This is a genomic window from Pseudoalteromonas sp. S4492 (assembly GCF_005886115.1).
GTDB classification, from domain to species: domain Bacteria; phylum Pseudomonadota; class Gammaproteobacteria; order Enterobacterales; family Alteromonadaceae; genus Pseudoalteromonas; species Pseudoalteromonas gelatinilytica.
Genome location: NZ_PNCP01000027.1, coordinates 36945 through 55809 on the forward strand (window position 1 = coordinate 36945; position 18865 = coordinate 55809).

21 protein-coding genes and 1 pseudogene are annotated in these 18865 nt (G+C 40.3%); 5 read left to right on the forward strand and 17 right to left on the reverse strand.

Features of this window, described 5'->3' with window-relative positions:
- Positions 1–13 precede the first annotated feature (13 nt).
- Positions 14–3322, forward strand: coding sequence for a bifunctional diguanylate cyclase/phosphodiesterase (locus CWC28_RS08320; RefSeq protein WP_138624974.1), 3309 nt, complete (start codon positions 14–16; stop codon positions 3320–3322).
- A gap of 2 nt (positions 3323–3324) precedes the next feature.
- Here CWC28_RS08320 and CWC28_RS08325 read toward each other — a convergent pair whose 3' ends face one another.
- The 5 genes from CWC28_RS08325 to CWC28_RS08345 all read right to left on the reverse strand — a co-directional run bounded on the left by CWC28_RS08325 (position 3325) and on the right by CWC28_RS08345 (position 6988).
- Positions 3325–3738: an Rrf2 family transcriptional regulator gene (locus CWC28_RS08325; protein WP_063704231.1), complete on the reverse strand. Its 414-nt coding sequence runs from the start codon at positions 3736–3738 to the stop codon at positions 3325–3327.
- A 1-nt stretch (position 3739) separates the two neighbouring features.
- A complete protein-coding gene (locus CWC28_RS08330) occupies positions 3740–4660 on the reverse strand; it encodes a DMT family transporter (RefSeq protein WP_105181671.1) in 921 nt (306 codons plus the stop codon).
- A 98-nt stretch (positions 4661–4758) separates the two neighbouring features.
- Positions 4759–5466, reverse strand: a complete 708-nt coding sequence (locus tag CWC28_RS08335) for a helix-turn-helix domain-containing protein (RefSeq protein WP_063530088.1) — start codon at positions 5464–5466, stop codon at positions 4759–4761.
- A 62-nt stretch (positions 5467–5528) separates the two neighbouring features.
- Complete coding sequence (locus CWC28_RS08340; protein WP_105181672.1) at positions 5529–6131, reverse strand: LysE family translocator; 603 nt, start codon at positions 6129–6131, stop codon at positions 5529–5531.
- Between the two features lie 26 nt (positions 6132–6157).
- Positions 6158–6988 carry an AraC family transcriptional regulator gene (locus tag CWC28_RS08345; RefSeq protein ID WP_138624975.1) on the reverse strand — a complete coding sequence of 277 codons (831 nt, stop codon included), beginning with the start codon at positions 6986–6988 and terminating at the stop codon, positions 6158–6160.
- A gap of 266 nt (positions 6989–7254) precedes the next feature.
- On the opposite strand from CWC28_RS08345, the gene CWC28_RS08350 reads away from it, so the two are divergent.
- The gene (locus CWC28_RS08350; RefSeq protein WP_105181674.1) at positions 7255–8109 is read left to right on the forward strand and encodes a DUF417 family protein; all 855 of its coding nucleotides are present in this window, start codon (positions 7255–7257) and stop codon (positions 8107–8109) included.
- 38 nt (positions 8110–8147) lie between these two features.
- Here the strand turns inward: CWC28_RS08350 and CWC28_RS08355 are convergent, their stop codons facing one another.
- The 6 genes and pseudogenes from CWC28_RS08355 to CWC28_RS08375 all read right to left on the reverse strand — a co-directional run bounded on the left by CWC28_RS08355 (position 8148) and on the right by CWC28_RS08375 (position 12902).
- Complete coding sequence (locus tag CWC28_RS08355) at positions 8148–9041, reverse strand: alcohol dehydrogenase catalytic domain-containing protein (RefSeq protein WP_105173803.1); 894 nt, start codon at positions 9039–9041, stop codon at positions 8148–8150.
- Between the two features lie 51 nt (positions 9042–9092).
- Positions 9093–9902, reverse strand: a pseudogene (gene dkgB / locus CWC28_RS22520) (2,5-didehydrogluconate reductase DkgB); the annotation flags it as partial.
- Positions 9903–10172: 270 nt separating this feature from the next.
- Positions 10173–11375 carry a low temperature requirement protein A gene (locus CWC28_RS08360; protein WP_138624976.1) on the reverse strand — a complete coding sequence of 401 codons (1203 nt, stop codon included), beginning with the start codon at positions 11373–11375 and terminating at the stop codon, positions 10173–10175.
- Positions 11376–11387: 12 nt separating this feature from the next.
- Entirely contained in the window at positions 11388–11753 is a 366-nt protein-coding gene (locus tag CWC28_RS08365; RefSeq protein ID WP_234003601.1) for a cupin domain-containing protein, read from the reverse strand.
- A 9-nt stretch (positions 11754–11762) separates the two neighbouring features.
- Positions 11763–12311, reverse strand: coding sequence for a redoxin domain-containing protein (locus CWC28_RS08370; RefSeq protein WP_138624977.1), 549 nt, complete (start codon positions 12309–12311; stop codon positions 11763–11765).
- Between the two features lie 9 nt (positions 12312–12320).
- Entirely contained in the window at positions 12321–12902 is a 582-nt protein-coding gene (locus CWC28_RS08375) for an NAD(P)H-dependent oxidoreductase (RefSeq protein WP_063704248.1), read from the reverse strand.
- A 127-nt stretch (positions 12903–13029) separates the two neighbouring features.
- Between CWC28_RS08375 and CWC28_RS08380 the strand changes: the two genes are divergently transcribed.
- Positions 13030–13386 (forward strand): winged helix-turn-helix transcriptional regulator, encoded by a 357-nt coding sequence (locus CWC28_RS08380; protein ID WP_054553546.1) that lies wholly within the window; start codon positions 13030–13032, stop codon positions 13384–13386.
- A gap of 21 nt (positions 13387–13407) precedes the next feature.
- Complete coding sequence (locus CWC28_RS08385) at positions 13408–13860, forward strand: hypothetical protein (RefSeq protein WP_063704250.1); 453 nt, start codon at positions 13408–13410, stop codon at positions 13858–13860.
- A 43-nt stretch (positions 13861–13903) separates the two neighbouring features.
- Here the strand turns inward: CWC28_RS08385 and CWC28_RS08390 are convergent, their stop codons facing one another.
- From CWC28_RS08390 to CWC28_RS08410, 6 genes are all read right to left on the reverse strand, one after another.
- The gene (locus CWC28_RS08390) at positions 13904–14965 is read right to left on the reverse strand and encodes a fatty acid desaturase family protein (RefSeq protein ID WP_138624978.1); all 1062 of its coding nucleotides are present in this window, start codon (positions 14963–14965) and stop codon (positions 13904–13906) included.
- Positions 14962–16005, reverse strand: coding sequence for a flavin reductase family protein (locus CWC28_RS08395; RefSeq protein ID WP_138624979.1), 1044 nt, complete (start codon positions 16003–16005; stop codon positions 14962–14964). Before CWC28_RS08395 ends, CWC28_RS08390 begins: the two co-directional genes overlap by 4 nt.
- Positions 16006–16473: 468 nt before the next feature.
- Positions 16474–16683 carry a hypothetical protein gene (locus CWC28_RS08400; protein WP_105173681.1) on the reverse strand — a complete coding sequence of 70 codons (210 nt, stop codon included), beginning with the start codon at positions 16681–16683 and terminating at the stop codon, positions 16474–16476.
- Positions 16684–16685: 2 nt separating this feature from the next.
- Positions 16686–16829, reverse strand: coding sequence for a hypothetical protein (locus CWC28_RS21920; protein ID WP_171038298.1), 144 nt, complete (start codon positions 16827–16829; stop codon positions 16686–16688).
- A gap of 151 nt (positions 16830–16980) precedes the next feature.
- Positions 16981–17193, reverse strand: a complete 213-nt coding sequence (locus tag CWC28_RS08405) for a cold-shock protein (protein ID WP_063704258.1) — start codon at positions 17191–17193, stop codon at positions 16981–16983.
- Positions 17194–17506: 313 nt separating this feature from the next.
- Positions 17507–17719 carry a DUF2061 domain-containing protein gene (locus CWC28_RS08410; protein ID WP_063704260.1) on the reverse strand — a complete coding sequence of 71 codons (213 nt, stop codon included), beginning with the start codon at positions 17717–17719 and terminating at the stop codon, positions 17507–17509.
- 467 nt (positions 17720–18186) lie between these two features.
- Between CWC28_RS08410 and CWC28_RS08415 the strand changes: the two genes are divergently transcribed.
- Positions 18187–18738, forward strand: a complete 552-nt coding sequence (locus CWC28_RS08415; protein WP_138624980.1) for a cytochrome b — start codon at positions 18187–18189, stop codon at positions 18736–18738.
- Positions 18739–18865: the final 127 nt, after the last annotated feature.

Below are 18865 nucleotides of genomic sequence, written 5' to 3' on the forward strand. Positions count from 1 at the left end.
GTCAAAAGCTATAGTGAAATACGTTATTCATCCATCACATCAAAAAGAGCTTTTACACACTGTACCTTATATTGCGTTAGGGGTATTGCTGCTGGCTGTTGTTTTGCTACTTGAGCGATTAGGCCTTATTGCTGCTATTCCTTTTTATGTAGCGATGCATACGAGCGTCGAATTATTTTCAGTTGTGATTTCGTTTTTAATATTTGCGATTGGTTGGAACACTTGGCACTTCACGAATAACTACAAACTATTACTACTGTCTTGCACAATGTTGTGCGTTGCTATTTTTGATTCATTACATTTTTTAGCCTTTGATAGCATGCATGACGGCCATGCTGATATGAATCTGGTATTGAGTTTTTGGCTTATTGCTCGGTTGTTTAATGGGGCTGCATTTTTAATTATTGCGGCAGGAATTTGGGTTAATTATAAACCGTTAAACGCGCGTGCTTTGCTTACCTCTTTGTTGCTTTGTTGTTTGACTATCGCAAGCACATTCTTTTACTTTCCTGATTTACTGCCAGAAATATATATTGAAGGAGTAGGCGGGAGTCATATTAAGTTTTTAATTGAGCTACTTGTTTTGGGGCTTTACGGTGCCGCCGTCGTCATGTTCGCGACACAGCTTCGTAAACCTAGAGCAAACTTAAACATTGCAGGTAAAACATTAGTATGTCTATTAGCTATTTTAAGTGAGGCTTGTTTTGTGATGTTTAATGATGCATCACACACCACCAACACCTTTAACTTTTTTGGGCATGTTTATAAAGGGCTCACCTACTTTTTGCTGTATAAAATCCTCTTTGTTGAAACCGTCACTAAACCGTATGCGGCACTAGATAACTCCTCTAATCAGTTAAAAGCAACGCTCACCGCACTGCCAGACTCGGTTTTTGAGCTAGAAAAAGACGGTACCTTTCGTGAAGTATTCAGTGATAACTCCGATAGCCATGTGTTTACTAAAGCGATGGTTGGGCAAAATATTAGTAATATGTTTGCGAAATCAGATACGCAAGATTTTATGCGAACGCTAATGGAGGCAAAAAAATCAGGTGTCTGTTTGGTCAATACCTTACCCATTAGCGTAAATGGTTGGGTGATTCATTTTGAATTTTCGGTGACTTTGTTCGAGCACGATAATGATGGCCCAACGTATTTGGTGAACGCCCGCGATGTGTCAGAGAAAGTAGGGCGTATGGCGGCACTTGCCCAGCAAAGTAAGTTTAATCGGGGTTTATTACACTTAACCGAAATATCGTTTCAAGACGATCAAGATGTGTTGTTAAATTATGCTGTAAACCAAGCCCTCGAAATTACCAATTGTGATGGTGCGGCTTTGTTTATTTGCAACGAGCTAAAACAGCATGCCTACAGTGCTGAGCAAGGCAATACGTTTGAAGTATGCACTGAAAAATTACAAGCCAAAATAGCAGCAGGAGAAGCTGTCATTGTTAATCGTAAACATGCAAAAGAATTCGGGTTACCAAGTGACTCTAACTCATTGTTAGTGGTGCCCGTGATACGCCATAGTCAATGTCATATGGCCATTATTTTGCAGCATCAAACCAAGGTGTTTAGTGTACAAGATAAAAACATGCTAACGGTTTGGGCTGAGTCAGTGTGGCAATGGTTTCATAAAATTAATTTAAACAAACGCATGCACATACTGTCTCAAGCGGTTGAGCAAAATCCACACCCCATTATGTTTACCAATACTGATGCAAAAATTGAATATATGAATCGCGCATATCTTGATATGTGTCAGTACGAGTATGATGAACTAATAGGCCAGAGCCCGCATAAAATCAGTGCCGGGCAAACTGAACCTGCTGTTTATCAAGCTATGTGGGAGCATCTAAATAATCACAAAGCCTGGGTGGGTGCTTTGGTTAACATGACTAAGCACGGTAAAGTGATTGTTGAGCAAACGACCATTTACCCAATAATGGATAAACAAGGGAAAGTCAGTAACTACATTTCGTTTCAGCATGATGTGACTAAAGAAGTCGAAAGTGAAACCCTCATACATCAACTTTCTTATTTTGATCAGCTAACAGGGCTTGCAAACCAAGACAAGTTGCAGATGGAATTTGAACAAACCATTAAGCTTCAAGCAGATACAAAAGCAGCCTTTATTTTAATTGGGTTGGATAACTTTAAGATTCTCAATAAAGCATTGGGAATGGCGAGTTGCAACCTTGTGCTACAAACCTTGAGTGCGCGAATTTGTAATTTCATGGGTGAGGATATTATGGTTGCACGGCTGCAAGGCGACCGCTTTGCATTTATTACGCCTTATACCTCCACCGGCGCTATAAATAAGAGCAGCCACGATCTATTAAGGGTGATCAGTGAGCCACTTACGATAAATGATGAACTCATTGTTGTTACGGCATCGGTGGGGGTTTCGCTGTATCCGATGGATGGCAAAGAATTTGAGCCGCTACTGCAAAAAGCAGAATCAGCGATGTTTGAGGTTAAACGGCAGGGTAGAAACAATGCGTTATTTTACGCCGAAGAAATGAATAAATCTGGCCTTAGGCAATTACAAATCATCAATGCTCTTAATTTTGCCCTTGAAAATAATGAGCTTTATTTAGTTTTTCAACCACAAATAGATATAGCCTCAGGCGCTGTGGTGGCTGTTGAAGTATTATTACGCTGGAACAGCGAAACTCTAGGCAATGTATCACCTGCTGAATTTATACCTATTGCTGAAAGCAGTGGCCGCATTAGCGAAATTGATGACTGGGTATTCGAAAATACCGTGAAAACAATTCGCCAGTGGCAAGATGACAACATGCCTCCAATTACTTTTGCAATAAATCTATCGGCAACGAAGTTTGTTAAAAAACAGCTGCTTGGTGATTTAATTTCGGTGTTGCAAACTTATTCTATTGAGCCTGAATGTATTGAACTTGAGTTAACGGAAACCATTGCTATTGGGAATCCTAAATTTGCATTAAACACGATTACAAAACTACGTGAAGCAGGGTTTAAAATGTCGATTGATGACTTTGGCACAGGCTATTCGTCAATGAATTACTTAAAAGACTTTGCTCTCGATAAGCTAAAAATCGACAAATCATTTATTGATGATTTAGAAAACCCCAGCGATGCTGATAAAGCAATTGTTAAAGCCATGATTGATTTAGCCAGTGCGTTAAATATGGAGTCAATTGCTGAAGGCGTTGAAAGCGAGCAGCAGCTGAACATACTTAAAGAGCTTGAATGCTCTCAAGTACAAGGCTATTACTTTAGTAAGCCCCTGCCAATTAAGGTGCTGTATGAATTTGTGAAGTCACCAAGTTTTTCAAGGTAAGTCTACTTTTTAAATTGACTGGCAAGCTCTGCAAGCGACACTTCAGCAAAACGTTTTAATAACAGGGCTTCTGCGTCATCCATCGCATTTTGCAGGGCGCTGTTCACTGCATGTTCGATAGGGCAGTTGCTGTGCTCATCGGTTAGACCAATGACAAACAGGTTCTTTTCGCCAAGCGCTTGGTGAATATCAAATAAGGTGATGTCTGTTAAGGGAGTGGCCAGTAGCCAGCCGCCATTGTGACCTTTGATTGCCGATACATAACCTGCTTGACGCAGTAACGCCATAGTACGGCGCACGACCACTGGGTTGGTCATTAACATGTTTGCTAATGTCTCTGATGTAACAGGGTGGTTGTAGCTGTCTAAATGGATCAGCACATGTAAAACCCGTGATAGTCGGCTGTCTTTTCTCATCTTAAATCGTCAATATGCGTTTTTTGCAGTGTATCACGAACTGCTTAATATTGACCGTTTGAATTACCAAGCTAATGCTCACTAAGCCAATGCCAAGCCAGCCAATTCGCTGAAATTGCTCATTTAAAATCACAATAGCCAGTATGGTGGCGATGATAGGCTCAAGTAACGTAATGAGCACAGCTTGGCTAGCCGCTATGGTTTTTAAACCAATACTAAATAGCCAATAACCGAAAAACATCGGTACTATGGCCATGTAAAGCGCCACGCTGGTATTGGTAGCTGTGGCAAAAAGCGCATCTCCAGTAATTAATAACGAAGGCAAGAGTATACATGCTGCGCCGCCAAATAGGCTTGCCATGGTCGCTCTTGAATGAACGCCGTTGCTAATTAAACGTTTGGCAACCCATGAGTAACCCGCATAGGTAAGCCCTGCAATTAAGCCAAGTAAAATGCCGATGTTTTGGCTAAACAGCCCCTTAGCAGCAAGGTTATGTTCTTTACCTAACGCAATTAAGCCAATGCCAATAGCACCAAAGCAAAAGCTGACTAGCCAGCGAGTTGCAATGGGCTTTTTTTCAATTAAGTATTCTAATAAGACGGTAAATAATGGGGCGCTGGCAATCGAAATAACGGTACCAATTGCCACACCTGCGCTATTCATAGAGGTATAAAATGCCAGCGGATAAATAGCAACACAAGCTGAACCTAGTAGGGTTAGGGGGTAGTGCTTTCGCAGTGTACTAGCATTGTTTATTAGCTGTTTTATTGAGGTTAGGCAAAGTAATACGCCGCCAAATCCCATCGCAAACGCACCTATTGCAAAAGGGCTAATGTCTGGTGCAAAGCTTGCGGCTGTGCCTGTTGTGCCCCAAAATACACTGGCAACTAAAACGGCAATGGTCGCGATGGTATGGTTCATTGATGATTCGCTGTAAATTTAAGATATCAAAAGCATAATCAAAATTGATGTGCAGTTTTTGACAAAAAGGACGGTTTTGTTGGCGTTAAAAACTAAAGTTACTTTTTGAATTTACTCGGTGATAAGCCAAAGTACTTTGAAAAACTGCGGCTAAAAGATGAAAGCTCATTGTAACCAACTAACTCACTAATGCGCTGCAACGGGTAGTCGGTATGGCTGAGTAAGGCTTGGGCTTTTTCCATTCGCTGTTTGGTTACATAGTTCATAACAGTCAATCCTGTTTGTTGCTTAAACAGCAGCTTAAATTGCGTTGGGCTTAAACAGGCAATGCTGGCAAGGTGTTTGATTTGAAGAGGAGTACCTAAGTGACTGTCGATATAAAGCAGTGCCTCGCTAATTCGGCTGTCGACCTTAGGCTGCATAATTTGCTCAGCTAACAGCAAATTGAAGGTGTTAAACATGGCAAGTTCTAATTCACGATTAACCGCTTGCTCAAGTTGCTTTGCCACAAACTGCAAAAATGCCCAAAGTGATTGATTAATAGCAAACACGCAGCGCTCAGCAGTGGCCAGGTTATCTGGTAGCTTGGGCATATCGGCCACCACAAATCGGGCTTCTGGCATTGCGGTAAACAGGTGTGTTTGCGAGGCTTTGACAACCACGCATTCACCGGGGGCGACTTTACCTTGAAAATCACCCACACTAATAGCAATCACACCTTTTAAGGGCAGTACAAGTTGATGATAGTCATGGCTATGACTAACAGGCTTAGTACTGTAAGAGCGAATAGATAGATTGCCTTGCATTGTTTTGTGATAACCGTTTGCTGAATAACGCTATTATGCCTGTTTGCGAGGGATGATCAATTTTAGGCCATTAACGGGGTTAGCACATGCTCGTAGGCAATCATTAGCGCGACATAAACCAACAAAACAGCCATTAATTTATTAAACATGTTAAAAACACCCGGCCGTGATGCTTGCTTGCCAAGCATTAAACCCGCTAACGAGTAACTTGTAGGCGCACCAAAGGCAAGAATGGCTAAAATAAGAGACCAAAATACGATTGCAGCGCCGGTAATATCTGCACTTGGGAACTGGATCGTAGCAATTGGCAAAGTGGCCACTAAGGCTTTTGGATTTAATAGCTGCATAAACAGGCCATCGAAAAAGCTAAGTGAGGCATCCGCTGAGGTATCACTCACCTGTACTTTTGCTTTTGCGACCTTCCAAGCAATATACAAAATATAGCCGCAACCAATTAAGCTCACATAAGGCAAAAACTGCGGATTGATCACTTGTAAGCCAAGGTAGCCAAGCAGAACAAATAAGATAAACATCGCGCTACCCACGCCAATAAAAAATCCAAGGTGTGAACGAGTTTGTTTATTTAAGCCACTACTTAAGCCGAGTAAATTGATTGGCCCAGGGGTGTACATAATGCCAATAGCATATGCAAAAATATCTGCCATAACAGCTCCAAATCAGTCATTTAGCTCTATCTACGAGCCCATTGCAGTTGAAATTGTTTTGGTGTCATACCGAATACTCGTTTGAAGTTACGATTGAGGTGACTGGCATCTGCAAAGCCAGATTCAACCGCTACGCTGGTGGCATCGCGGCCAACCTGTAACGCTCTACGGGCATAATTAATACGACAGTTCAAAACATATTGATGTGGAGTAATACCGAAGTGCTCGCGAAAGCGGCGGATAAAATGATACTTCGACATAGTGGCAGCATGGGCAATGTCATCAATAGAAATGTCATTGTCGATATTTGCCAAAATGTAGTCTTTTGCGTGCAGAAGTAAGCTATCAACTCGGGTGCTTAAAGCCGGTAAATCAAGGCTACCGTTTAGCCTTACTAAAGATTGCGCCATTTGCAATACTGCAGCTTCTCGCTCTATTTTGCTGGTGCTATTGGTTTGTAAAAGCTTTGATAAGTGAATCACTTGATTACGCAGTAATGGATCAGCATACAAGGTGTTTGCCATACGTAATGTACAATCTTGCTGATATCCTAGCGCTTTGAACAAAGGCTGAAATTCATCGGGATGAATGTACAGCATTAGATACTCTAGGTTTTGCTCAGTGCCAGAGTGACCATCGTGAATATCTTCAGGGTTAAACAAAATAACATTGCCAGGTACGCTTTTATAAAACGCATTACGACAAAAGAAATCTTGCCGCCCCTGTAGAGTAATGCCAATTGAATACTCTTCGTGAGCATGCTTTGCATAGGTAAAATCACTCATAGTCGCAGTCAACATCGAGATGCTCTGATGCTGTTCGTTGTTGATGTACTTAAAGTGATTGTCTTTGCTCACAGATGCTCCTGAAGGTTGTGCGCTTCGTTATTATTCCTACGCCAATATAGCGAAGCAGGCAACCTAAAAACTTGAACAAAATTGCTGATATTGAAAAAAAAGAGGTTTATTTTTTGCCTAAATAAAATCAAGCAGTGTCGATTCTTTTCATAATTTTTCAATGGTTTATAAAAAATGACTATCAGAATTTTCTTATATTTTAATTCAGTGTGAATGTTTTTATCCCTAACTGAGGTCTTTTAAACAAGCAGTAGAGAGGGGTTTAAATGAATTTACGTACATCAAATAATTTAGTGATTGCACTTATCACCATCAGTTTTTCGTTATTGGGTTTGTCTTTTATCTTGGGAGCAAACCCCAATGCCATTGGCAGTATCTTTTCATTTTATAAATTAGACGCTCAGGTGCCAGCTCACATCATGAGTATGATCGCAGGCTTTGCATTTTGCTTTGTTGGCATTACCAGCCTTCATTCACATTTAGGGTTTATAAATAGGGCGCTTCCTACCGTGACAGCTCTTGTCATTGCACTTGTCTGCTTACTTACATTGTTTGGCGCTAATCGTTGGCTTGCAAGTGAAGGGGGCTTTCCTGTAATTGGGTCGGGGCAGGGGATCATTAAGTATTTTGCTGTTATTCCGCTGTTTTTATTTGTGTTTTACAAAGATGCTTTGAGTGATAAAGCGCATATTGCTTTAAATTATGCATCGGTGGCATTAGTGCTGGTTTGGATTGGCGCCATGAAGTTTTTTGCTTTTGAAGCGAAGGGGATTGTAACACTTGTCGAAACATCGCCGTTTATGTCGTGGTTATATCAGGTTTTTAGTGTGCAGGGTGCATCGAATGTAATTGGTGTATTTGATATTGTCAGTGTGCTGTTGCTTTGTGTTGGCTTGTTGATTAAAAACAATAAGTTAATAGTATTGGCAGGGCTTGCCTGTTGCGCTGTTTTTATCATGACGCAAACATTTTTAATTACCGCACCGAATGCGCTTAGCAGTTCGACGGTTTTAGCAGGACTTGGTCAATTTGTGATTAAAGATCTGTGGTTTATTGCAAACTTAGTGATTATTTATCACCTAGCTGTAATCAATAAAACAGCCAACGAAACAGTCGCATAAAATAAAAAAGGCCTCAGAAGAGGCCTTTTAAATGATAACTAAACAACGACAACGGCTTTTTGCTTTTGAACTTTAGAAAACTCAAGCGCATCGTTGAGATTGTTAAATTCAAAGTCTGTAGGTTCTTCAACATTTAAAGTACCCGACGCAATGTCATTAAGGAGCTTTTCGCCATCACTTACAAGACGTTGCCATTGCTGTGTATCACCATAATCGTGTAATGCGCCAAGGGCAATTTCATGATAAGAAATAGTGCGTGTGAATGGCTCATCGACTGGGGTTTCAATACGCCCTAAAATACTGATCACATGACCATTTGCTTGTAGGAGTGGCACTAACTTTTTAGCTTCTTCAGGGCCATTAGCATCAAAGAGTGCAAAGTAGCCACCTTCAGATGGTGCGTCGCGTAATACTAACTTAACGCCAAGCTTTTCTGCTTGCTCTGCCGTTAAGCTTTTTGATAATGCATGAACTTCAAAGCCACTGTGGTTCAGCATTTGCGTCAGTAGTTTATTAACTGCTCCCATGCCGGTAACTAATACTTTTTCGTCTTTGCGTAATGGTATTTTGCTAAAGGCTTGCCACGCAGTAAGCAGTGGGCAAGGCAATGCAGCAGCAACATTAGCAGCTAACTCTTTTGGTAACTGCATAACACGTTCAGCATAAAGAACCGAGTGCTTAGCAAAGCTGCCGTTTTCACTTAAGCTATGATGATAAGCGACTGTTTTACCAATTAGTTTGGTATCTACGCCATCGCCTACCTGCTCAACAACCCCAGCACCGTCTACGCCAGGTGTGTGTGTATCTGGCCAATTAATAGGATCAGCTTGAATAAACTTCCAATCAACTGGATTGATACCAATCGCAAGGTTACGAACTAAAATTTGTCCTGCTTTAAGTGCTGGTACAGCTTTTAATCCCAAAGCGAGCACTTTATCAGCCCCTTGAAATTGCCAAGCATGAGTTGTTTTTACTTCATCATGATCCCAGTCAGGAGCAAAATCCGGGTTTGCTTGCCTGTCGCCGCAGCTAAGGGCATCAATTTGATCAATCTCGTCTTGGCTTAAGCTAAGCGAAAGGGCTTTTAAGTTGGTAGCCATATTTTCGCGTTTGGTCGATGACGGTATCGTCACCATGTCATGCGCTAATTCCCAAGCAATGACCACTTCAGCGGAGCTCACTTGGTGTTTGTCTGCAATCGCTTTGATGGTTGGATCGTTAAGTACTTTGCCTACCGCAAATGGCATATAGCCAGTAACGAGAATGTCGTTTTGCGCACAAAAATCACGTACCTTTTGATTGGTTAGGTATGGATGAACTTCAACTTGATTGGTAAATAACGCGCCTTTTGGCAAAATACGCAAGGTTTCTTCCATTTGCGCAATGGTAAAGTTTGAAACACCTATTTCTTTCGTTAAACCAAGCTCTTTTGCTGATTGTAACTCGGTTAAATACTCATGCATGCTTTCGCCATTGGCAGGGCTTGGCCAATGAATAAGTAATAAGTCGATGTAATCTAGTTGGAGTTTAGTCAGGCTTTCTTTGACGCTGTTAATAAAGTCCGTTTTATTTAACTTATCATTCCATACTTTGGTGGTGATAAATAACTCACCACGTGCAATACCACTGTCTTTAATCGCTCGGCCAACAGCTTCTTCGTTACCGTATATTTGCGCGGTGTCGATGTGTCTAAAGCCCTCTTCAATAGCTGTTAGGACACTTTGATATGCAACTTCGTCTTGTAATCTAAATGTACCAAAACCCAGTTTTGGCATAATTGATTGTGACATCATAACTCCTTAGTTATGGAACTTGGGCAAAACATGTTCGCCGATGTGCTTTAATGCCCATTCGATGGGGAATTCGTTACGTCTAAAGTGCAGGCCAATGTGATTCACACCGGCATTTCTCATTGCCTTTAGTACAGACATGAGTCCGTTAACGCTTGTTTCAACCCCTGAAAAGGGATGATTGAATAACGGTATTATGGCGAGGAAAGTTTTTGCGAAAAACAGCAGGGATAACAAAACACCTTTGTCGTTTTTGCAAAGGTGTTTTAATTGTTATGAATTAGCTTCTTCTTTTGAAAGGGTAAAGTATGCGCGAGTGACTGGGTAGGCAATTTGTGAAATCAGTGCTGTGCCCCAAAGTAAGTTGCCAATGAGCGAAGGTACATAGGGTAAAATGGGAATGGTAACTAAAGCGAGTATAACGCCAAACATTCTTACTTTAGCTGTTGCAAAACGATGGGCCACACGGTGTTCGATCATTAGCTGGATCCACAATAAACTCAATAAGTAGCCTGCTAACCCTACACAACCAATGACACCATATTTTAGGGGGTACGGCTGCCAAAACCCGCCTTTCACTTCGCCGGCGAGTGCAACGCCAACCATAATGGCACATAACATTAAAAACAGGTGAGCTAACCACCAACTTACGAGTGTCCATTTGTGCTGATTTTTGGGCTTACCATTGCCAACAAAGTCAAAGTAAATCCAGCATTGCACAAATACTGCAATACCACCAAACATAAAGTTTACTAGTACAGAGGGGTCGACTTTATAAATTCCTTTTTCTGATAAAGTAATCACCAATTTAAAGAAACCTTCGCCTACGACGATGAGCAGTAATAGGGCAAAGCGTTCAGACATATGCCCAAGGCGTGGTAAAAAGCGTTTATTTTCAAGTACACCAATTTTTGGAGCCATATATAAAACCTGGATAGCGGCAATCGCAGTGCCAAACACCCAATAACGATAGGGTGCAGGCATAAAGGCTGTGATAGCAAAGATGATAGCAAGAGCAAAGTAATTACGGCTCACACTGCGTGCTAACTTTGTTGATTCGACCCCCAATTGATTGGTGCGATGAAATAAATAAGCCGTGATAAGGCGGTTTGCGGCATAGGCTAATGCAAAATATGTCCAGCCTTTATCAAGTACATGAGGGATCGAGGCTGCCATAACCATGGCGGTGACAATTTGGCAGGCCATGATCAGCCGATGTTTTACATCGGTACTGACATAGAGTGAGTTAAAAACGCTGGAGTCAGCCCACGCGAACCATACGGTGATGAATAAACCTGCAAAAGTAAGAAAACCACTTAAATGTAAGTGGTCGCTTAAAAAATTACCTAGCAAAAAAATGATTACCACATGGATAAGATCATAAAATAATTCAACCCAATGAACATGGTCATGTGAACTTTTTAAATCTAGGTGATGCTTAGGTAAGCGCCACATTGGGTGGTTTTCTAATGCCATACTTGATCCTACCTATTTCCTTTCGACAATAATTGCAGTGATGGTGGTTTCACCCTCATTTTTGACTTGATGAGTCCATGCGTCATGCCACATCACATAGCCATTGGGGATCTCAAGTGTTGTTTGTGACTCTTTTGTACTGATGGTTGCCTTACCACCCGTCTCAAAATAGACAGTTTCGGCATTATGCGTGTGCCAATTATCTTGCTCACCTGGTGCTAAAGTCATACGCAAAACAAGTACTTCACTGTTATCTAGCAATACTTCATAGTGATTAGGTGAAGCAATATGTGCATGGGGAAGCTGTGCTGAAAAAGCATGTGGTGAGCACATCATTATGCTCACCAAGCCAATCAGCAAAGTTGTAAATTTGCTCATGGCTACTCTCTACTTATGCATACCGCGAATTGGATAGTTATTTTTTGGGTCGCGTATCCAGCTAAGCCCACTTACCAAGGTTGCTAAATCAGGTCTTACAAATGGGTTATTAGAATAATCAACCACATGTACATTACCTTGCTCGTTAACCACAAACAGTGCAGGCTCTGCGAAAGGGTGATCTGTTTCTTGCGGTGAACGGGGATCAGATATGTAAGTACCTAATGCTTGCATTTGCTCTGTAGTCAAACCGTAAGCAAGTGGAAATGACACAGATAACTGCTCTAAATGCGCTTCTAACTGCTCTTTGCTATCACCTGAAACAGCAATTACATCAACACCCGTTTCTAATAGCGCAGCTTTGTACTGCTCGAGGCTATTTAAATAGCGAGTACATAAAGGGCAATGCTTACCACGATAAACAACCACAAGCTGCCAGCTTGCACCGTGTTGAGGTTGACCAAGAACAGCCTCTTCACCATTCAAAAGTGCAGCACTAATACTAGGAAATGCACTGCCCGGATGGAGTTTATTGCTATAAACAGATTCGTTACTCATGAGTGTTCCTTAAAAATTTTCGTTTAAGTGTTTTTCAAAGCGCGCAAAGTCGCTCTCGATGTCTGCATTTTTCATCACGTCATAACAGGCGAAAGTAGGTAACCCTTGCATACCGAAAAACTTAAAGTTCATATGCATTGGGAAAACAAGGTCATCAACACTTTTACCTTCAAAAAAGTCAGTGGCATCTGCAAATGATTCTGCAGGTGCATTTAAAGTCAGCGACATCATATATTGAGTGTTATTTAAGGTGCCGCCTTTACCGTAATTGGCTTTTGGATTGTCTTGATGGCGACCATCACCATGGCAAAGCGCTCCACCCATGCCCGCGGTGTACACTTCATCCATGTATTTTTTGAATGACCAAGTCATGCCCATCCAGTTAATAGGTGATTGCAAAAAGACGATATCTGCCCATTGATGGTTCTCAAGTTCAGTTTCTACATCAAATTCGTCTTGTGTATTAACCACACGAGTTTGATACCCTTTTGCTTGAAAAAAAGCGTCGGCTTTTTCGATTAAAGCAGCATTTAACTTACCTTCAGAAAAAGGGTAATAGTGATGTGCGTTAAGAATTAATACGTTTTTCATAGTTGAGTATCCGTTTGCTAGTTACTTTATCGTGTTCAAAATACATTATGTGGTATATAATAGTAACCTAGATTATTTAATCAACCAGTCACCTTTTTGTAACTAGTCTGAAAAATGCGAGGATGTTTTGGAAAGTTCAGTAGAAACAGATAGTAAGGGTAGAAAAAAAGTTTTAAATGCTTGCATGGAGCCGTGTGCCATTGAAAAAGGCATGCGTTTGATTGGCGGTAAATGGACGGGATCTATTATCTATCATTTAAAAGATGGCCCTGTGCGTTTTAATGATTTAACGCGTATGCTGGGTGGTGCAAGCAAAAAGATGATAGACCAACGTCTAAAAGAGCTTGAAAGTAGAGCGATGATCACCCGTCATGTTATTAGCACCCGCCCGATAGCGGTGACTTATGAGCTTACTGACTTTGGCCGCTCAGCACTGCATATTCTCGATGAGTTACGGGTTTGGTCTGAATCGAATGAGATTTAATTAGCTTAGAAAGGGCAGGGAATGCATAAGGCACAATTTGGAGAGGTTGAATCAATTAAAAAGCCACCTCATTATGAGGCGATTCATCAACTTGCGCTTGATATTGTTAATGCTCCAAATAAACAACAAGAGTGGGCGGCGTACAATAAAATAAAAGAAATATGCGACAAGTTTGCAGGCACACCGCTTGATCATCCGTTTCAATGGGAAACACTCGCTGACTTTACCTATCAAAAGCCAGAAGTTGCACTTAGCTATTATTTCAAGGCGCTAGAGTTAGCAATGCTATTCAAACTAGAGGATTATTTAGCGTCGATTAATTTTGCGATTGCAGAGAACTACCTAGAGAAAGCTAATAAGGCCCAAGCGCTAAATTTTGCTAATACAGCTTTAACTTTCGCGGAACAAGCAGCAGATGATGAATTACAGTTAGAAATTAACGAACTGATCCTCGAAGCTAATTCCTTACCATAAAATTATTAAAAAAAAGCCAGCGCTATGCACTGGCGTTTATCAATTATGGAAAAGAGTAGCGCACAATCCGTTTTACAACAGAAAAGTACTGGCGAAAGAAGCCGCCGGTATTGTAGTGAATACCGTGCTCTTTAAAGATAGCTTGCACCTTAGGGGCAATTTCGCGGTAGCGTTTTGCGGGTAAATCAGGGAATAAGTGATGCTCTATTTGATAGCTCAAGTGCCCAGTCATTACATGAAACAGGTTACCCCCTTTGATATTTGATGACCCCAACGCTTGGCGGTAATACCACTGGCCTTGTGATTCATTTTCGCAGTCTTGCTGGTTAAATGTTTCAACTTCACCGGTAAAATGCCCGCAAAAAATAATGGTTGAGGTCCACAGGTTACGTAATAAATTAGCCACTAGGTTGCCCGCCAAAACCCACAAAAATAAAGGCCCAGCAAGGAGTGGAAAGAGCAGGTAGTCTTTCACTAGCTGGCGTGCACCTTTACTAAAAAAGCGCTTTTTCAGTTCACTGTGCGGTACTTTGTAATCGCGGTCATCTTTTTTCTTGCCAAAAAATACTCGCTCGGCTGCCATTTCATGGTACGACACACCCCATTGGAACAGCACACTGAGCAATAAGTAAGTGACAAATTGCCATAGGTTTTTTACTCGCCAACGAAAGTCATTCGATAAGCGCAGTAATCCATAGCCGAAGTCGCGATCTTTACCAATAATATTGGTATAGGTGTGGTGCTCGTAGTTGTGAACACGGTTCCAGCTAGCTCCATCGCATGCTATATCCCACTCGTAAGACTTTGAATTTATATATTTATCATTCATCCAGTCGTATTGGCCATGCATCACATTGTGGCCAATTTCCATGTTATCGAGGATTTTTGCTGTGGCTAAACTAAGCACACCCACTAGCCATAAAACAGGCTGAATAAAGCCTAGCATTAATAAAATTCGGCCACTCCATTCAAACATTCGCTGGAAAACAATAACGCGGCGAATGTATTTCGCGTCTTGCTCACCGAGTTTTGATTTTACATCTGCTTTAACGCTATCGAGTTGAGCTGCTAATTTTTCAAAATTGACTGTTTTTGTTGTCTTCATGCTGATAACTCCACGTCACTGACTGGTTGCGATATACAAAGTTGAATTAACTGCTCTGAGCTATCAGAGAGCTCACCGGTGCGAATATCACGTACGATGCCTTGCTTTTTAACGCATTGGCATTGATGGCAAATTCCCATACCACAGCCAACTGTTACAGGTTGCTTATTCGCTTGTAAGTGGGTCAGTAAGGTTTGTTGGTTATCAATAGTGAATGTTTTGCCCTGATGAGTGAGTGTTAATTCGTGCTTATCAGAGGTTGCTAAAACAGCAGGGACTGCACTGAAATGCTCACTGTCGATAGGCGTATCTAATTGCTTAGCTAAAGCGGCTGCTTGCTTATACAAAGCAGCTGGGCCGCACACTAACCAGTGTTTATGCGCATTTGTTGTCAGCCATGTCGTCGCATCGCCATCTTTGTTGCGCTCAAGTAAGTGATAATCAAAATTGCTCAGTGATTGCTTTAGTTGCTCAAGCTCATCTTTAAGCCAGTGGCTGTTCGGCTTTGCATAGTAAAGCAGGGTTATAGTGTGTTTGCTATCTGCAGGTAAAGATTTAAGCATGGCTATAAATGGCGTAATGCCTGAGCCACCGGCAAGCATGATTAAAGAGCGCGCGGTATTTGGTATAACAAACTGGCCTTTAGGCTCAGAAATATTAAGCCATTGCCCTGGCCTCAAAGTTATTAGCTTTGATGTAAATGCGCCGAACTCTTGGCTGCGGATCAATAAACGAATTTGTCGCTGCTGCCTTGCCAATTGTGGTTCGCTTGCGATGGTAAACACGCGCGTAAGCAATCGTCCATTTGTTTGGATTGTTAACGCAATGTGCTGGCCTGCTTGATGAACTGGCCATGATTTTTCTGGCTCAATAATCAACTCAACGCATTGTTCAGCAAACAACTGTACATGTTTTACTTGTGCACGAAAATAGCCTTCGCGCCAACCGGGTTTAAAGCACTGAACCACCGGCTCCCAGTATCCTACCCATGACTGATGATGCAATAAATGTTTTGATAATGAATTTAATAACGCTCTCATTTTTCGCCTTTAGCTTACAAGTGTACGCTCACTTTGCGCACAAGTGTAAGCTGAAAGCTGATAATTGCAAGCCTAATTTGAGTATTAGCTCTAATGAAAGGTGGCCATCATCTAGTGTTTGACTAACTAAACTTAGCCTAGACAGAACTCAGTATAGGTAAGCCTATGAGTGTTTTTATTGGGAATATGGATATGCTCGCTTTTTACATACTGCTTGGTTACATTTGTAGTAACCAAGAAATAAATGCGTGTTTTTCTAATGAGTTTTTGAAATTAACGCGTTTTAGGTTGCTTCTATCTCTAAATACTACACAGAGTTTGTTTGTTGAAATTGATTGAATAGGGGGGAAGGCTTCAATAACAGAGCCATATTTTTTTTGATGCATTAATGAACTTTATGAATATTTTAAATTGTTGTTGATTTAATAGGGTTTTAATTTTGGTAGGAGGTTGTACTAACTATAGGGATTAACTTTGTTTATTAATAAATCTCTCTGCTTTTGCGTATAGAGAGTCGCACTTTATCTTTTGCTGATTAAACTCAATGCTGCCTTCTACTAAATTATCTAAATACTCTTTTTCATTTCGATATTCGTTGACAAGTTGTTCTAGTTTTTCTTCGAAATTACTTTTTTTTATTTTTTTTGTACTTTTCTGTGGTTTTCTTGATTTTTTCATTTTTATAATTCCAGTAATTTTAAACGTTCACGTTCAATTAGGATGTCTTCAATTTTTCGTCTAACAGAGTGAATGTCTTTATACTTAATGCCATCATGGTTGATAATGTCACCAACGCGTTTGGGTTTTTTTATTTTCTTTTTCATTATACTCCCGGTACTCTTCGTGTTTTTTCTATCTTAAGTAACTATTGATTTAAAATAGAGATTTTGGATTTTGTCAATTAAGAAAAGAAACTAAATGAATAGTCGTGATTAAAAAAGAGGTACATTTTAGTTATACCTCTTTAGTTGCTGCTTAGCCTAGTGTGACGTTGTTTGCTTGTGGACCTTTAGTCCCTTTCTCTATATTGAAAGCTACTTTTTGGCCTTCGCGCAAAGTTTTGAACCCATCAACTTCAATTGATTTGAAATGAACAAAGACATCTTGACTGCCATTGTCTGGAGAGATAAAGCCAAAGCCTTTAGTTTCGTTAAAGAACTTTACTGAACCAGTTGTCTTGTTAGACATATATACCTCGATATATTTATAAATTTTAATTTCTAGCTACTAAATCGGAAATGAAGGAAGAAGAGTCGCAGGGCATATATGACGAATAGATTCGAAAAGAAACTGAGATGAACTTGTACTAAATATTTTCATTAATAGCTCGCTATTTGAGCTGCAGAAACTATACACTATATTTTAATAATAGATATGAATATATTTTATTTTTTATTTTTTTAACGAAAACAGTGAATAAGGTTGTTTTACAACCATAGCTATGAATTCCAATGAATAAGTACGTAATTCGTTGAATGCTAGGTTTATCTTTTGTTAGTCGTTAGGCAAACATTATTCCATCTGGGTTTTGTTTTAAGCTATCCTTACCCTCTAGACTACGCCATACTTTTTCGTGGAAGTAAAACGCAACAGTGTTCACAGCTGGCTCAACAATAGCAACCAAGCCACCAATTAAAAAACTACCTGTTAAAAAGTAGGTTACTGTGAAAGCGATTGCGAAGTGCATCATTGCAAAAGTAACTGTCTTAATCATTTTGAATACCCTAACTCTCATAATTTGATGCGTTTAGTATTGCTCATTATTGCCCATCTTTAAAATGGAATAAAAAGATTGTAGCAATCGGAAAAGTGGATTGTTATTCTCACGGTAATGTTCAGAAAGTTTTATTTCAAAGTCTACGAACTCAAATAGAAGTAGATGGTGAGAGTTTCGTAAATATGCATTTCAGTTAGGGCAATAAACTGCGTATTGCCATCGATAATGCATGGCGAGGCTTTAGGGCAATTAAGGAGTAGAAAGCTTATTTAATCAAATAACTTAAGTTTATTTTAAGTTTAAATTAATACAGTAACCCCATGAACAAGTAATTTATCCTTTATAGATATCTGTTCTTTGTCTTAGATCATTACAACAAGAAAGATCACAAGATAGGTTAATTCTAACTACCTGTTATCCATAAATTTAGCAGTTATCTGAACGTGTTTTACGAAAGGGGCATTATGAAGATTAAAAATACAACGACTCATTACAGTTCGTTCTCGATTGTATTGCACTGGCTTATGTTTATTTTAATCGTGACAGTGTTTGGCAGTATTGAATTACGCGAGTTATTTGATAAAAGCACTGAAACCCGCGACGCTTTTAAAATGTGGCATTTTATGTTGGGTTTATCTGTTTTAGCTCTAGTAGGTATCAGGTTAGTGGTGCGTGTGCTGGCAGGCTCAACGCCTGCAATAAAACCTGAGCCTGCAATGTGGCAAAATACATTGGCCAAACTAGTGCACCTAGCGCTCTATGTCTTCATGATTGCAATGCCAATAGCAGGTTGGCTGATATTGAGTATGGCTGGTAAACCAGTGCCATTTTTTGGCTTAGAGCTACCTCCTCTAGCAAGTGAAAATAAAGATCTTGCTAAAACTATCAAAGAAATACACGAGACTGTGGGTGAAGTAGGTTATTACTTAATAGGCTTGCATGCCGCAGCTGCATTATTCCATCATTACATTTTGGCTGATAATACCTTAAAACGTATGTTGCCTTTAAAAAAGTAAAGTTTAGTTAGGTCATCTTAAATAAGCCTTGAAATCCCATACTAGGATTTATCAGGGCTTGCTCATGACGCAACGAGGCTACTCATTTCTTTCTCAATTTTCACTTTAAGTATTTCGTAACACAGCA

Coding starts and splice junctions, on each gene's coding strand:
- CWC28_RS08375 (WP_063704248.1), bottom strand. CDS start 12,902: ATGAAAAACGTATTAATTCTTAACGCACATCACTATTACCCTTTTTCT.
- CWC28_RS08405 (WP_063704258.1), bottom strand. CDS start 17,193: ATGTCTAACAAGACAACTGGTTCAGTAAAGTTCTTTAACGAAACTAAA.
- CWC28_RS08340 (WP_105181672.1), bottom strand. CDS start 6,131: ATGGCAGATATTTTTGCATATGCTATTGGCATTATGTACACCCCTGGG.
- CWC28_RS08385 (WP_063704250.1), top strand. CDS start 13,408: ATGCATAAGGCACAATTTGGAGAGGTTGAATCAATTAAAAAGCCACCT.
- CWC28_RS08365 (WP_234003601.1), bottom strand. CDS start 11,753: ATGAGCAAATTTACAACTTTGCTGATTGGCTTGGTGAGCATAATGATG.
- CWC28_RS08400 (WP_105173681.1), bottom strand. CDS start 16,683: ATGAAAAAATCAAGAAAACCACAGAAAAGTACAAAAAAAATAAAAAAA.
- CWC28_RS08350 (WP_105181674.1), top strand. CDS start 7,255: ATGAATTTACGTACATCAAATAATTTAGTGATTGCACTTATCACCATC.
- CWC28_RS21920 (WP_171038298.1), bottom strand. CDS start 16,829: ATGAAAAAGAAAATAAAAAAACCCAAACGCGTTGGTGACATTATCAAC.
- CWC28_RS08335 (WP_063530088.1), bottom strand. CDS start 5,466: ATGCAAGGCAATCTATCTATTCGCTCTTACAGTACTAAGCCTGTTAGT.
- CWC28_RS08390 (WP_138624978.1), bottom strand. CDS start 14,965: ATGAAGACAACAAAAACAGTCAATTTTGAAAAATTAGCAGCTCAACTC.
- CWC28_RS08325 (WP_063704231.1), bottom strand. CDS start 3,738: ATGAGAAAAGACAGCCGACTATCACGGGTTTTACATGTGCTGATCCAT.
- CWC28_RS08415 (WP_138624980.1), top strand. CDS start 18,187: ATGAAGATTAAAAATACAACGACTCATTACAGTTCGTTCTCGATTGTA.
- CWC28_RS08370 (WP_138624977.1), bottom strand. CDS start 12,311: ATGAGTAACGAATCTGTTTATAGCAATAAACTCCATCCGGGCAGTGCA.
- CWC28_RS08360 (WP_138624976.1), bottom strand. CDS start 11,375: ATGGCATTAGAAAACCACCCAATGTGGCGCTTACCTAAGCATCACCTA.
- CWC28_RS08330 (WP_105181671.1), bottom strand. CDS start 4,660: ATGAACCATACCATCGCGACCATTGCCGTTTTAGTTGCCAGTGTATTT.
- CWC28_RS08410 (WP_063704260.1), bottom strand. CDS start 17,719: ATGATTAAGACAGTTACTTTTGCAATGATGCACTTCGCAATCGCTTTC.
- CWC28_RS08395 (WP_138624979.1), bottom strand. CDS start 16,005: ATGAGAGCGTTATTAAATTCATTATCAAAACATTTATTGCATCATCAG.